Here is a 13,590-nt window from a genome sequence, read left to right on the forward strand (position 1 = left end):
GGTGGACAGGAAGATGAGACCAATTAAACTGACCATGACCGCATTCGGACCATATAAAGATCGGGAAGTCATTGATTTTACCGAGCTGGATGAAAATCGAATATTTGTCATATCCGGTAATACGGGTGCCGGGAAAACAACGATCTTTGATGCCATTTGTTTTGTTCTATACGGAGCGGCCAGTGGGGAAGATCGCAGTGATGTAAAAGGACTGCGTAGTGACTTTGCCGATGATGATGTACATACTTCTGTTGAATTAGAATTTGAATTGCGTGGTCATTTATATCGAATCAAAAGGCAGCTCTCCCATGTGAAAAAAGGAAACAAAACAGCAACTGGCGAGGCTTACGAATTTTACGAAAAGATAGGAGAACAAGAGATTCCGTGTGTGGATCGGCAAATTGTTTCCGAGATTAATAAAAAGGTAGAAGAATTGGTCGGTTTAACGCGTGACCAATTTATTCAAATCGTCATGCTTCCACAAGGCGAGTTCCGGAAACTCCTGACATCACAAACGGAAAATAAAGAGGAAATACTCCGAAAAATTTTTAAAACCGAACGCTATACACTTATTAGCCAACGATTAAAAGAAAAGAAACAACAGGCAGAGGATGATTTTACTCGGGAAAAACAAACGCGTGACCGCTATTTTTCCGATATTCAAACTTTATTGCCGGCACGGGATGAATCAACTTTATTTGCAACTCTTGCACAAGAAAATTTTAATACCTACCAAGTTTTAGACGGCTTAGATGAAGAATCTGTTTATTATGAGAAGTCCATTGAAGCAAATAAACAAAACGAAAAATTAGCTGAAGCAGCCTATCATAAAAAACTTGAAGAGTACCATAAGGCAGAAGGGATTAATGAGGAATTTAAAAATCTGGAAGAAAAAGAAAATCATCTTAAAGAAGAAAGAGCGAAAGAGCCAATTTTTAAAGAGAAGAAAGTTCAGTTGGAAAATGCAGAGCGGGCAGGAAAAATTGAAAGCTATGAAAACCAAGTGAATGAATGGCGCAAAGATGAAAAGGAAAAGTCTGCTCGCTTTCAATTGATAGAAAAATCTTATCATCGTACCGTTCAAACTTTGCAAACCGCGGAAGCTTCATATAAGGAACAGGAAAGTAAAAAGGCTGAGCGAGAAGAGATAAGGAAAAAGCTAGACGGTTATAAAGAGTTTTTACCTTTAGTCCAAGAGATCGACATGAAAAAACAAGAACTTATGGAACAACAAAAAAATGTTCAAAACCTGGCTAAAAATCGGGATTCTATTGTCAGCACAATTCAAGAGCAAAAAGAAAAGAAACAGAAATTAAACAATCAAATTAAGGGGTTGGAGATTCGAGTAGATACATTACCGGATAAACAACAGAAGTTAATTGAACTACGGAATCAGGCAACCGTGTTACAAGGTTATTTAAAACTACAACGAAAACAAGCAGAAATGGATAAAGATGTAAAGACGAAAGAGAATCAATATATCACAGCGAAACAAAAATACGAAACAATGGAAGCCGCTTGGATCAATGGTCAAGCAATTATTCTCGCTTCCCATTTACATGATGGTGAAGCTTGTCCGGTTTGCGGAAGCACAGAACATCCGAATAAAGCAGGCGGTCATGTTGATGTACCAACAAAAGATGCGTTGGATGCTGCAAAAATTGAATTCAACCAAATTGATGGAGCCTATAGAGATAGTAAAGCAAAATATAATACTTTGAAGGCAGAGCTTGAAGAAAAGGCAATTGAAGTTCGTCAGTTGGGCTTCCATGTTCAAAATGTTGAAGTAACTTATAAAAAAATGGTTGAAGATGGGAAAAAATTAAGTGCAGAAGTTGATTCATTGCAATCGGAAAAAGAAAAGTTGGCTCGTTTAAAGACACAACTTGAAAAATTGGAAGCAAACTTAAGTCGGATGGAAAAACAACAAGAATCTGTGACGGAAGACTACCAATTACACAATACTGCCTATCAAGCAAATAAAGCTGTCTATCAAGAACAATTAAACCGGATTCCGGAAGATTTACGACAACTATCCGTCCTAAAGGCAAAAATCGCTGATACAGAAGCGATTCAAAAGACAATGGAACAAGCTTGGGAACAGGCACAAAAACAAATACAATCAGCGAAAGAAGAAGTCGCCAAAGCAAAGGTAAACTTAGAAAATGCAAAACTCGCTTTGGATGAAAGCCGTAAGAAAAAAGAAAAAGCGGAACAACAATTTATTGAAATGTTGCATAAAGCCGGGTTTTCGAATGAAGAAACATATCGTCAGGAAAAAATGGCAGAAACAAGCCAAAAACAGTTAAAAGCGGAAATTGAATCTTATTATAACAATATTGCTTCGTTACAGCTTCTGGTGAAAGATTTGCATGAAACATTAAAAGATAAACATAAAGTTGATTTAAACGAGTTAAAAACCGAACTGGATCAATTAAAACAAGCCTTCGATCAGGCACAAGAACAGTTAAGACAATCAGAACAGTATTTACAGCATGTGAGAAAGTTGCAGAAAAACATTTTTGAAGCAAATGAGCGTGTGACAGAATTTGAAAGACGGAAAAACATTGTCGCAGATCTCTATGATGTGATTCGTGGACAAAATGATAAAAAGATTTCTTTTGAGCGCTATTTACAAATTGAATTTCTGGAGCAAATTCTGATTGCTGCCAATGAACGGCTAAAGCGTTTATCAAATGGTCAATATGTGTTACTTCGCAGTGAGCGGCAAGAAGCAAGAGGGAAACAAAGCGGCCTTGGACTCGATATATATGATTCCTACACGGGACAAACACGTGATGTAAAAACATTATCCGGCGGTGAAAAGTTCAATGCGTCCTTGTCACTTGCTCTCGGTATGGCAGACGTGATTCAAAGCTACCAAGGCGGCGTGTCGATCGATACGATGTTTATTGATGAGGGATTTGGTTCACTGGATGAGGAATCCTTAACAAAGGCCATTGATACATTAATCGACTTACAACAAACCGGTCGAATGATTGGGATTATTTCCCATGTTCAAGAGCTGAAAAATGCAATCCCTGCGATCCTGGAAGTCAATAAAACGAAGGAAGGATACAGTAAAACACAGTTCGTTATTAAGTAGGATTCAAAAAAAGACCAAAATATATTCGGAAAATTAACCATGCACAAACAAGTTTTACCTTTCAAATGAAGGTTTGCATTATTTTAAAGTTTTTTCCAAATCTGGTTTTTATTTATAAGCAAAACTAGTGTACAGTCCTGTTACCTAAAAACAACATTCTGCCTGTTTTTAAAAAGCAAAATGACCAACAAATAGCCCCGCCCTCTTCTGGACATAATAAAGGAGAGGAGGGGGATATATGAACTTTCTCTTTGTTATAATGGGAAAAATTCGCGCCCACTCCAATACCAACCTCAAGAATGTTACCATAGGCCGAATTTATGATTTTCCTTCTCCTTGCAGCCATGTTTGGATTTTCCCGATTTTTTTCATACATCGTTACTTGCTTATCATACTTTTTAATTAAGTTTTTTTGTTTCATATGTTCCTCCAAAATTAAACCCAAACAGCAGTTATTGATAGATTATACCAAAATATCAGAAATTTATTGGATATAATTATTTTTAAAAATTTATGAATTACAGAGGAATATGATAGACCATGTTTAAATAGAAGCATTTTTAATTAAGAGACAAGTTTTAAGCCAATAGTCGAACATAAAATAATCGCAATAAACAGGACCCTTTTCCAATTTCTCGACTCTCCATAAATAAACATTCCGATTAAGGTACCAAAAACGACACCGATTCCTGTCCAAATGGCATAAGCTGTTCCCATTGGTAAAAATCGTAATGAATAACCTAAACATAGCAGACTACAACCAAATCCAAGAATTAATAAAACGATCGTTTGCCAATTTCTCGTTTTCTGCAATTGATTGATCATCGCCACACCAAATGCTTCAAATAAGCCTGCCAAAATTAATGAAAACCAAGCCATCACATTTTTTCTCCTTCTTCAACTTGATGATCTGTGACTAATTTCAAGCCAATTACGCCGATTAATAATAGGAATATTAATAAGATTTTTTCCCACCTAAATGGTTCACTAAAGAAAAGAATCTCTGAAATCACCGTACCTACTGTTCCTAATCCGACAAAAACTGCGTAAACCGTCCCGGCAGGAAGAACTTGTGCAGCTGTGATCATTAGGTAATTGCTGAGAATTAGAGCCACTATTGTTCCTGTCCAAGTCCAAAAGCTATCAGCATGGGCTAAACCAATCACCCAAAATATTTCCAAAATAGCTGCTATAATGACTCGCATCCATTGTTGATTCATCAAAACGCACCTCCAGTTTTGTGCTACAAAAAAGCCCTGAGAGAAAACTATTGAATTCAGTTTCTCCCGGGCTTTTATCCCTCCGTGGCACAGCTATAGAACTGTGAGTTTTCTCTCGGACCGGACCAACATAATCATTGCGGAACCCTAGAAAACAATTTTACCTATATACTTAAAAATTATTATACATGAAATTGAAGCATATTCAAGCGAAACTGGATTTCGTGAGTCCTTTTCATAAAATTCATCTTAGCTAAAACAACATAACAAATTTACGAATGAACATTGAAAGAATCTCGGGAAATAGGCAAACACACAATTCTTAGGTACAAGTTGATAGGGAGATGACTAAATGAATATGATGAAGTGAATGGAAAGGAAGAGGAGAGATGCTTATGTATCAAAGTTACAGTCCCTACTATGAGTATAATGAAAATAGTCGAACTGAGTATTACCATCCAATGCTGTACTCGATGGCAGACTATTTTCCGGCCGCCTATGATGAAAGACAATTTAATCTACCACCCTTTTTCCCGGGAGGAATTTTGGGACCACAGCAGGGTCCACCAAGCTTTTCGCCTCCAATCGGGCAACCTGGCGGAGGAGAACAGGGAGGCCCCCCAACTGGTGCACCTCCATCTTTTATCCCGACACAACAAGCGGGAGTATTTGCGGTAGATCCGGGTGGTATTCGTCGTTGCTTGTTTAGATACACCTATGTTTGGCTGAACAATGGTCAGCAATTCTGGTTTTATCCGATTTTTGTAGGTAGAAGATCAGTAGCAGGTTGGCGATGGATCGGGTTTACGTGGGTTTATTTTGGTATTGATTTGCGACAAATCCAATCTTTTACTTGCGTTTGAGAAAAATATGATTTTTCTTCAGCAAAAAGGTGCCATTCTGAAATAACGGATGGCACCCTTTTTACTTTATGTTCTTAAAGTATAAGATAAAGCTTTATCTGTAAATTTGGTTATAATGCTTTGGAATATTCGTGAACCATTTAACATAAATAAATCGAAACAAGACAATGGTTATAAGATGTAATATTGAAAAATAGAAGAGATTCCAATTTTCTGCTAGGAATAAAAGCTCTTTTTTTACTAAGAAATCATCTAGCAGCCATTTAAAAAATAACACTCCGGCAATCCAATACCATTTAAATTGAAACATTACCACAAATGTAATGAGGAACATGAATAAAAAGATGATTAGAGCATTTAGAGCCAAGGTATTTCTATAGGGATCGGAAAACCATTCAACTGAATAAAGATGGGTAGAAAAAACGACTAACAACAAGAATTGAAGGGTGTTGGAATAAACAGAGATCGTCAAGTACATAGTAATATATCGCACGACTCTTGTCGGATTTTTGAGCTTTTCATACCAGAACTTTGCTAAATAAAAACAAATAGGTAGTAGTAAAAAAGTAATCCATGTCCTCCACCAATGATGATCATATAGTTCAAATTTTATGAATAATTCCTCTATCCCTATAAATGATATGGTGGTGAGAATAATCATTACAAATGGATAATGAAAGGCAGCAATTACGCTGGCAGCTGTCGGTATGGCAAGTCCTTGTGAAACAATTGACCCAAGAGTGGAATCAAACCAAAAGGTCTTAATTAAATTTGGTTTATAATCATAGCCCTGGAAGATGATCAATATAAAATAGTCGACAATATAGGCTAACCCGCTGATAAAAAAATAGGTTTGAACTAATCTTTTTTTCTCTTTATGTTTGATGATTGTAATGATAAAGACGATAAGGCTAATTCCTGATAATACGAAAAACCAAAAGTAATTGGGCGTATTCACGTCTAGCCTCCTATTGAATATCAAATATGGATGAATCTAACCAGTATTCTTAAGCAAATCGGAACTTTCCTAATTACTTATGCCACTTTCTGAGTAGATTATTGCAATATTTCTATTCTTTGTTATATGGGCAAAAAATATCCTAACAAAAAACAGGAAAAACCGATTTATCAACGTTAAAAAATAGATTAACATTCCAATTGACAAGGAAAATTGCCCTACCCAAATCACAAGAAAAACGAATGTATGAAAAGAACTGTTCTAATCTCGAACCAAAAGGACAATTTTTAGTCACAAAGAAATAGCCTGTCATCAGAAAATTCACAAATAACCCTACCCAAACAAACAGATGAGGCTTGATTCCTTTATTTTGTTATCACAATCGCTTGTTTTCCCATCTGCTCCCAAGCTTGGATAAAAGCTTGTCTGTCCACTTTTTGATTCTTCGTTCCATAAGGGTTGTTCAAATATAGATATTCTTGATCAAATCCGGTTATGACCACACTGTGTTCGCTGAAGGTGATCTGTATTTCCCCTTGTGGCGTGTCCCAAGTTTGGAAATTATGTACTGGTTGAAATGTATTTGTTACAATTACCCAAACCGGCAACCCTTTTTGTAATTGCTTAATAACTTTTTCAAATGTTTCTCCTGTTAAATCTATGACTTTTTTGCCGGCATATTGAACAGCTAACTGGTAAATCGGTTCGTGATATACAGCAAGCCCTGGTCCATCCTCCATATTGCCGACAAATCCGACATTTGGATTTCCGTAAAGACCATCGTCATATTGAAGTGGCACCTTAGCTATTTTTTCAGCCAATTCATTTTTTGTCACTTCTATACCGTGATAATTTAGTAACATGGCGAGACTTGTTACTTCACACCCATTGTATAGGCTGGGATGTTCCATTTGATTGATGAGTGGTACATCTATTTGAATTTTTTTAATGTCATCTGTGGCATTTTTTGTTGAGTCTTCCTGTGACTTGGCTAATAAGTTAATTTCTTCCGCAAAATCAAATTTTTGATTGAAAATATATATGAATACAATCAGGCAAGCAATTACCAAGATTCGCTTTTTTTTCACCCAACTTCAACCTGCTTTCATCACAAATTTCCTTTATTTGTAAAGAGGGTTTTCGATCTAAGGATTTTTATTCCCTTAATGAGGATTCAAAATAATAAAAGTTTAAAGGATAATTTGATCCGAGCCTATCCGAGGGATAACATGTTTTACGACTTGTATGGCCTCATCAATATTTTTTACATGTATTATTATTTTTTCCGAGTCAGGATATTGTGGCTCGATTTGTTTATAGCGTTTATCATAGTAATATTCCAAAAGTAACCGGACAGCTTGCTTATAATTTTCAGATTTAAGGTCTTGCTCAATTTGATTGGCAACCGGAGTGTGAATACGTGATTTTATTTTAAGAAAAGCGGCTAAACATTCCGATTGGTTATCCCATGGCCGATATTCTTCTAAAATTTCGTTGATTCGTTCTTCTATCGGTAATTCAATCATCAAAAAGTTACTTTTCCCTTTTAAATCCAATAAAAAATGCGGAAGGGTCACTTTGCCAACCCGACTACTCTCAGATTCAAACATAATAAATGGTGCATGTTGTAATTCCCTTAGTCGATGGACGAGCAAAGCATCAAAGGTTTTCTGATTGTTGGGACGCTGACCGATATGGCCAAAAATTGATCCTTTATGATTCGCCATTCCTTCCAGATCAATCACTGGATAGCCTTCCTTTTGTAAAGTCTGTAAAATTTTCGTTTTCCCGGTTCCGGTTAAACCGCTAAGAACATAAGCAACAGGTGGTAATTGGATATTCTCCAGCTGTTCGATTACCCATTTTCGGTAAGCACGGATCCCTCCGTCCAATCTGTGGACATGAATATTCATTAAATCTAAAAGTGTTGCTGTTGTCCGACTCCGCATCCCGCCCCGCCAACAAAAGACCGTTTTTTCACCATTGATTGCCTTGAATTTCTTAATAAAATCAGGCAGTTTCGCCGAGATAATTTCCAAGCCGCGATCTCTTGCCGCTGTTTCACTGACTTGGTTGTAAATGGTACCGATTTCTGCCCGTTCTTCATTCGTAAAAAAAGGAATATTGATACTAGTCGGAATGGAGAAATTTTCAAACTCAACGGGAGACCTGACGTCGATTAATGTCATCTGTTTATTTTCCATTAATGGGATTAATTCTGTGACCGTAATATTTGTAAACATTCGCTTTACCTCCAAAAAGGACCCTTCTATCCACTACTGTTAGTGAGTTAAAAACTCAGCCCGTTTTATGTTTTGCTCTGCGGTTGTAACACTCTATACATTATTAGTGACATAAAAATCTCCTCAATTTTTCCGATAACTGGAAAGGGGTTGTCCGTTATACGTTTGCATTGTAACTTTACAATCAGTGGGGGATATTGATTCCTCCACTGTTTGAAGTTGCATATTATTCAACTATGACATGTCCAACAGGTTCTACACTCACTTCACCGATTGTGTTTGCTTCCAAACCGGCATTTTTAAGGTCCGTTAATAATTGTTCTGCATCGTTTGCAGCTACACTCATCAATAAACCGCCGGAAGTAACGGCATCACATAATATATGGCGGTCGACTTGATCCATTGTATCGGGAAACGTAACCATATTTTGTACATGAGCGTAGTTATTTTTTGATCCTCCGGGAAGTACGCCTTGTTCCGCCAATTCACGGGCACCCTTAAGAATTGGAACTTGGTTTTTTCTAATTTTTAGACCAACTCTGCTTCCTTTAGCCATTTCAGTTGCATGACCCAACAGACCAAAACCTGTTACATCGGTACAAGCATGGACTTCATACTTTTTCATCAATTCTGCAGCTGTTTTATTTAAAGTAGTCATAACTTTAGTAACCCGTGAAATTTGTTCATCATTGAGTAAATCTCGTTTAATCGCGGTCGTTAATATTCCAACGCCGATCGGTTTTGTTAAAATCAGTTTATCACCGGGAACAGCTCCTGCATTTGTTTTAACTTGATCCGGATGAATCAAACCGGTTACAGCAAGACCGAATTTCGGTTCTTGGTCATCGATGGAGTGCCCACCAACCAACGTTACACCGGCTTCTTCCAGTTTTTCTTGGGCTCCTCGCAAAATTTCGGAGAGGATACTTTTGTCTAATTTACTAATTGGAAAGGCAACAATATTTAAAGCTGTTAAAGGTTTACCACCCATTGCATAAATATCACTAATTGCATTGGCAGCGGCGACTTGACCAAATGAATAAGGGTCATTAACGATCGGGGTAAAGAAATCCACCGTTTGCACAAGAGCGAGGTCATCGCTAATTTTATATACACCAGCATCATCACTTGTATCGAGACCGACAAGTAAATTGGGATCTTTTTTCGAAGGTGGCAATAATCGCAACACTTCTTCTAAATCACTTGGCCCAATCTTACAACCGCAACCGCCTTTTGTCGTTAACGAAGTAAGTTTTATCGCATTCATTTCTTTCATAACAATCCGACCTTCCAATAAATAATGAAATAAACACGCTTCTATTATACATCAATGTATCCGGATGATAAAAAGACTAATCAAAAGGAGGGGAATTATTTTATATCGATTAGGACAAGTTTGAGATAAAATGCTGATATTTATTTTTTTGAAATGAAGTGATGGGGACTAAAGATGCGTGAAATGGGACGGACGATTTCGCTGCATTGTTTTTGTATAATAATGAACCATTTGCAAACTCTATAAGTAGTTTCAAAAGGAAGGGGGAAAACGATGGATCAAACTAGAATAAAGCAAATATTATCTTCTCCAAATGATGTAGAAGTTACATATAATGGAGTTTCTGTCTGGGTTGATGAATTGAATGAAGACGGAAGAACGGCCACCGTCCATCTGAGAGGTCCTTTGGAAGAACGGACAGTGGTGGAAATTCGTGAATTAAAAGAGGAATCGTAATATTTTCTTCATAATTTTTTTATTTTACATGGGAATGATTTTTGAGAAAAAGATTCTGAATGTTACTTTTGGAAAAAAAGTTGCCGACGGATCATTTTGTACTTTTGATTGTTATAAATTGAAGAAATGAAAATAATATATTTTTTAATGGAGGTTCATGATATGGCACGCAATTTAAATGAAATTATGACATCAGATGTAGTAACGATTAAAGAATCACAAACGGTTCAAGAAGCCGCAGCATTAATGAGTGAGTATAATATTGGTTCACTGCCGGTCGTTAATAACAACGGGGAGATTGTAGGGATCATTACAGATCGGGATATCACGCTTCGTACAACCGCACAGGGAGAACATCCACAAACACTTGTTTCAGAAGTGATGACTGCACAACAAATTGTCAGTGGAACGCCAAATATGGATGTACATGAAGCAGCCGATTTGATGGCTAAGCATCAAATTCGCCGCTTACCTGTTGTAGAAAACGGCCAAATCGTCGGAATGGTGGCCTTGGGTGATCTTGCCACAGAAAATATTTATGCAAATGAGGCCGGAGAAGCACTACAAAGTATTTCTACACCTTCTGCACCGCAACAGTAAAAAGAGAGTTAAGTCAAAGGGAAAAAGGGGCTAACTGAATAGCTCCTTTTCTTTTGTGTTTGTTATCTGTAAAGACTACTATTTCGGTCCTGCGCTTTTGACTTCCCCTTTATGCGGCAGATTGCTTAGTTGGTACATTTTTTTGTTTACGGAGCAGTGGAAAGAAGAACATACCGCTTGCCAATAAAATCATTCCAAAAAGAAATGTTTTTAAATCAGAGGTTCCGGCAAAAATGGCCCATGTTGAGTAAAGGGTGGCAAGACAGGCGATGATTCCATCCGACCACCTGCCAAAATGATCCAAATATGTTTCCCCAGTCACAACTAATTTCAGTTGATATAAGGAGGAGATCAAATAAGGAACAAGAAAGGCAAGGGTAGCAATATAGATAACAAAATCAAAGGCGCTGGCCATCGAGTTTGAAATGGTTGAAAAAAGAAATACTTGGGTAAATGCGTTTGTCAGGATTAATGAAAAAACCGGCATTCCTTTTTTATTCTCTTTTGCAAAGGCCGGAATAAAAATCCCTTGTTTTGCTGCTTGATAAGGAACTTCGGAGCTTAATAAAATCCATCCAATGGTCGAGCCGAGTAAGCTGATAATGCCCAGGCCGGATAGTAAATAAGCACCAATTGGACCTAAAACTATTTCCATCGCATCAACTAAAGGCTTTTCTGATTGCACTAATTGATTTTGAGGAAGGATTCCCATTACTAATAAACTGATTCCGATATAAATAGCCAATGCCAACAAGAGACCGATTATTGTTGCCTTTTTAATATCTTGCTTTTTTTTCGCTCGTCCGGAAAATACGACGGCAGATTCAACCCCACAAAATGCCCATAACGTTGAAATTGCTGCGTGATAAACTTGGCCGCCTAAGCCAAGAGATAGACCTGTCTCCTCATATCTTGGGGCGTAAAGGGGCAATAAATTACTTTTTTCAAATGCAAATAAAGCAATAATGATAAACAGGAAGAACCCAATCACTTTTGCTGCGGTTGCAACAAAGTTCAGTTTTCCCGCACCATCCATTCCTTTTAAAATGATTATATGCAATCCCCATAAAAGGATTGAACAGACAAAAAATGTTAATAGATTTCCTGAATAAAGTGTGAATGGGCCAATTTCAACTATTACTAATTTACTATTCAATATTGGAAAGAATGTTGATAAATAGCTTGCAAAGGTTGTAATAATTGCTGCATTTCCGGCAAAATTTCCAATCCAATAACCCCATGAGGACATAAAACCGGATATAAGTGAGGTTTTTGAATTTTTCGGAAACAATTCCTTTGCGTAAATTTGCGGTCCTCCGTGTAACTCGGGCTTTCGTATCGCTAAATTTCCAACAACCAAAGCCAAGAACAAAACACCAAATCCGGTTACACCCCATCCGAGTAAAACACCTGCAGGGCTGGCGGCTTCCGAAAGTGTCCTTGGTAGCATAAAAATCCCCGAACCAACCATGTTTCCAACAACCAAAGCGGTTAAAATCCAGAAACTTATTTTATTTTCAGCCATTAACGGCAGACTCCCTTCAAGTTAAAAACCTGTTTCTCTATGCAAAATCCCTAATAATCATACAGAGTTTGCGAAACTCCGTCAATATAAAAATTTTTCCTGATTTAGAAGGATTTTTTTTACCTATGTCGAATTATTACTAAAAATGTCAGCTTAATGTCCCTCTCCAATAAAAGTGTGTAAGTTCATCCCCGTTTTTACAAGCACTGCTACAAATAAAATTTATTTAAAACTTCCATCATTCGTTTTTTAATACATGAAATTTTGTATAATAAAAATGAAAGGAACGAGTTAAGTTACGTATGGTTTATAAACTTCCGATTTTTTGGCTCAAACCAAAAAATGATTTTGTTTTTAAATTCATTTTTGGTCGGGGCACGAAACAGTCAAATAAGTTACTATTGGCATTATTGAATGATGTTTTCAATGTACCAAAAGGACTGAGTTTAGGAACCGTAGAAATTACTAATCCATTAACGTTTCAAACAAACGTAACAGATCAGTATGCGATTTTGGATATTCGGGCAAAGGTCGCCGGTTTTGGCCATGTCAATCTTGAAATGCAAAGAGTAAATCAAAGAAATATCGACAAAAGGTCATTGTACTACAGAGCAAAATTATTCGAGGAACAACTGGATAAAGGGAATGAATATCGTGACTTAAAAAAAGTGGTAACGATTAATTTTCTTGATTTTTCTCACTTTACGACGGATATGTATCATAGCTGTTACCGGTTAATGGAAAAGCGGACATTTGAGCCGTACCCGGATTTACTGCAACTCCATTTTATTGAAATGCCGAAGTTTGTCAGGCAAGACAAAGAAAATCTGATTCATCCGAATGACCGGATGGCAAAATGGATACGCTTTTTAACAAATGAAGATGATGCGAGGTGGGAAGAGATGGCAAATCAAGACCCGATAATAGAAAATGCGGTAGATATGTTGCGCACAGTAAGTATGGACAGGGAAGCGCGGATGTTGGCGGAAGCCCGTGAAAAGGCATTGAAGGACATAAATTCCATTCGTGGGGAAGGCATAGAAGAGGGCATAAAAAAAGGCAAACGGGAAGATGCGAAAATGATGTTGATGGAAGGTTTAGACCTTCATTTGATCATTAAGATTACAGGATTAACGGAATCTGAGGTTTTGGAATTAAAGGATGAGTTAAAAAGGTAATCCCAATGAGGTGAAACAGATGGCTGAATTAAGTCAGGAAGCCCGGATAAGGAGAGAACTCATAAATTCCTCTTTATGAGTTCTCCTCATAAACTTTTTGGAATAGCATCCAAAACTTTCTATCTGAATATAGTCAGGTACGAATGACATTTCCGCAATCCCTTA

Annotated in this window: 13 protein-coding genes and 1 riboswitch; of the genes, 5 read left to right on the forward strand and 8 right to left on the reverse strand. The window is 37.2% G+C overall.

Annotated elements, in window-relative coordinates; genetic code table 11:
- Positions 1-13 precede the first annotated feature (13 nt).
- On the forward strand, positions 14-3,106 hold the full coding sequence (locus BT1A1_RS05305) for an AAA family ATPase (RefSeq protein WP_034768852.1): 3,093 nt from the start codon (positions 14-16) through the stop codon (positions 3,104-3,106).
- Between the two features lie 124 nt (positions 3,107-3,230).
- On the opposite strand, the gene BT1A1_RS05310 is transcribed toward BT1A1_RS05305, so the two are convergent.
- From BT1A1_RS05310 to BT1A1_RS05320, 3 genes are all read right to left on the reverse strand, one after another.
- The gene (locus tag BT1A1_RS05310; protein ID WP_034768854.1) at positions 3,231-3,527 is read right to left on the reverse strand and encodes a hypothetical protein; all 297 of its coding nucleotides are present in this window, start codon (positions 3,525-3,527) and stop codon (positions 3,231-3,233) included.
- Between the two features lie 143 nt (positions 3,528-3,670).
- Positions 3,671-3,985: a DMT family transporter gene (locus BT1A1_RS05315; RefSeq protein WP_034768856.1), complete on the reverse strand. Its 315-nt coding sequence runs from the start codon at positions 3,983-3,985 to the stop codon at positions 3,671-3,673.
- Entirely contained in the window at positions 3,985-4,326 is a 342-nt protein-coding gene (locus BT1A1_RS05320) for a DMT family transporter (protein WP_034768858.1), read from the reverse strand. Before BT1A1_RS05320 ends, BT1A1_RS05315 begins: the two co-directional genes overlap by 1 nt.
- Positions 4,327-4,387: 61 nt before the next feature.
- Positions 4,388-4,488, reverse strand: a riboswitch (guanidine-I (ykkC/yxkD leader).
- Between the two features lie 233 nt (positions 4,489-4,721).
- Between BT1A1_RS05320 and BT1A1_RS19270 the strand changes: the two genes are divergently transcribed.
- Positions 4,722-5,189 carry a hypothetical protein gene (locus BT1A1_RS19270; RefSeq protein ID WP_051989019.1) on the forward strand — a complete coding sequence of 156 codons (468 nt, stop codon included), beginning with the start codon at positions 4,722-4,724 and terminating at the stop codon, positions 5,187-5,189.
- Between the two features lie 94 nt (positions 5,190-5,283).
- Here the strand turns inward: BT1A1_RS19270 and BT1A1_RS05330 are convergent, their stop codons facing one another.
- From BT1A1_RS05330 to selD, 4 genes are all read right to left on the reverse strand, one after another.
- Positions 5,284-6,147, reverse strand: coding sequence for a hypothetical protein (locus BT1A1_RS05330; protein ID WP_034768860.1), 864 nt, complete (start codon positions 6,145-6,147; stop codon positions 5,284-5,286).
- Positions 6,148-6,512: 365 nt separating this feature from the next.
- Positions 6,513-7,235, reverse strand: coding sequence for a C39 family peptidase (locus BT1A1_RS05335; RefSeq protein ID WP_034768862.1), 723 nt, complete (start codon positions 7,233-7,235; stop codon positions 6,513-6,515).
- A gap of 102 nt (positions 7,236-7,337) precedes the next feature.
- On the reverse strand, positions 7,338-8,390 hold the full coding sequence (gene mnmH / locus BT1A1_RS05340; RefSeq protein WP_034768864.1) for a tRNA 2-selenouridine(34) synthase MnmH: 1,053 nt from the start codon (positions 8,388-8,390) through the stop codon (positions 7,338-7,340).
- Between the two features lie 226 nt (positions 8,391-8,616).
- Positions 8,617-9,657, reverse strand: a complete 1,041-nt coding sequence (gene selD, locus BT1A1_RS05345) for a selenide, water dikinase SelD (RefSeq protein WP_408912506.1) — start codon at positions 9,655-9,657, stop codon at positions 8,617-8,619.
- 282 nt (positions 9,658-9,939) lie between these two features.
- Here selD and BT1A1_RS05350 point away from each other — a divergent pair, with 282 nt between their 5' ends.
- Both BT1A1_RS05350 and BT1A1_RS05355 read left to right on the forward strand, forming a co-directional pair.
- Entirely contained in the window at positions 9,940-10,122 is a 183-nt protein-coding gene (locus tag BT1A1_RS05350; protein WP_034768868.1) for an H-type small acid-soluble spore protein, read from the forward strand.
- A gap of 162 nt (positions 10,123-10,284) precedes the next feature.
- The gene (locus BT1A1_RS05355) at positions 10,285-10,722 is read left to right on the forward strand and encodes a CBS domain-containing protein (RefSeq protein WP_034768870.1); all 438 of its coding nucleotides are present in this window, start codon (positions 10,285-10,287) and stop codon (positions 10,720-10,722) included.
- Positions 10,723-10,831: 109 nt separating this feature from the next.
- Here BT1A1_RS05355 and BT1A1_RS05360 read toward each other — a convergent pair whose 3' ends face one another.
- Positions 10,832-12,247, reverse strand: coding sequence for an amino acid permease (locus BT1A1_RS05360; RefSeq protein WP_034768872.1), 1,416 nt, complete (start codon positions 12,245-12,247; stop codon positions 10,832-10,834).
- 302 nt (positions 12,248-12,549) lie between these two features.
- On the opposite strand from BT1A1_RS05360, the gene BT1A1_RS05365 reads away from it, so the two are divergent.
- Positions 12,550-13,425 (forward strand): Rpn family recombination-promoting nuclease/putative transposase, encoded by an 876-nt coding sequence (locus BT1A1_RS05365; protein ID WP_034768874.1) that lies wholly within the window; start codon positions 12,550-12,552, stop codon positions 13,423-13,425.
- The last annotated feature ends 165 nt before the right edge of the window (positions 13,426-13,590 follow it).

This window comes from Caldibacillus thermoamylovorans, from assembly GCF_000751775.1.
Lineage (GTDB): Bacteria > Bacillota > Bacilli > Bacillales > Caldibacillaceae > Caldifermentibacillus > Caldifermentibacillus hisashii.

Coding starts and splice junctions, on each gene's coding strand:
- BT1A1_RS05315 (WP_034768856.1), bottom strand. CDS start 3,985: ATGGCTTGGTTTTCATTAATTTTGGCAGGCTTATTTGAAGCATTTGGT.
- BT1A1_RS05365 (WP_034768874.1), top strand. CDS start 12,550: ATGGTTTATAAACTTCCGATTTTTTGGCTCAAACCAAAAAATGATTTT.
- BT1A1_RS05350 (WP_034768868.1), top strand. CDS start 9,940: ATGGATCAAACTAGAATAAAGCAAATATTATCTTCTCCAAATGATGTA.
- selD (WP_408912506.1), bottom strand. CDS start 9,657: ATGAATGCGATAAAACTTACTTCGTTAACGACAAAAGGCGGTTGCGGT.
- BT1A1_RS05355 (WP_034768870.1), top strand. CDS start 10,285: ATGGCACGCAATTTAAATGAAATTATGACATCAGATGTAGTAACGATT.
- mnmH (WP_034768864.1), bottom strand. CDS start 8,390: ATGTTTACAAATATTACGGTCACAGAATTAATCCCATTAATGGAAAAT.
- BT1A1_RS05310 (WP_034768854.1), bottom strand. CDS start 3,527: ATGAAACAAAAAAACTTAATTAAAAAGTATGATAAGCAAGTAACGATG.
- BT1A1_RS05320 (WP_034768858.1), bottom strand. CDS start 4,326: ATGAATCAACAATGGATGCGAGTCATTATAGCAGCTATTTTGGAAATA.
- BT1A1_RS19270 (WP_051989019.1), top strand. CDS start 4,722: ATGTATCAAAGTTACAGTCCCTACTATGAGTATAATGAAAATAGTCGA.
- BT1A1_RS05360 (WP_034768872.1), bottom strand. CDS start 12,247: ATGGCTGAAAATAAAATAAGTTTCTGGATTTTAACCGCTTTGGTTGTT.
- BT1A1_RS05305 (WP_034768852.1), top strand. CDS start 14: ATGAGACCAATTAAACTGACCATGACCGCATTCGGACCATATAAAGAT.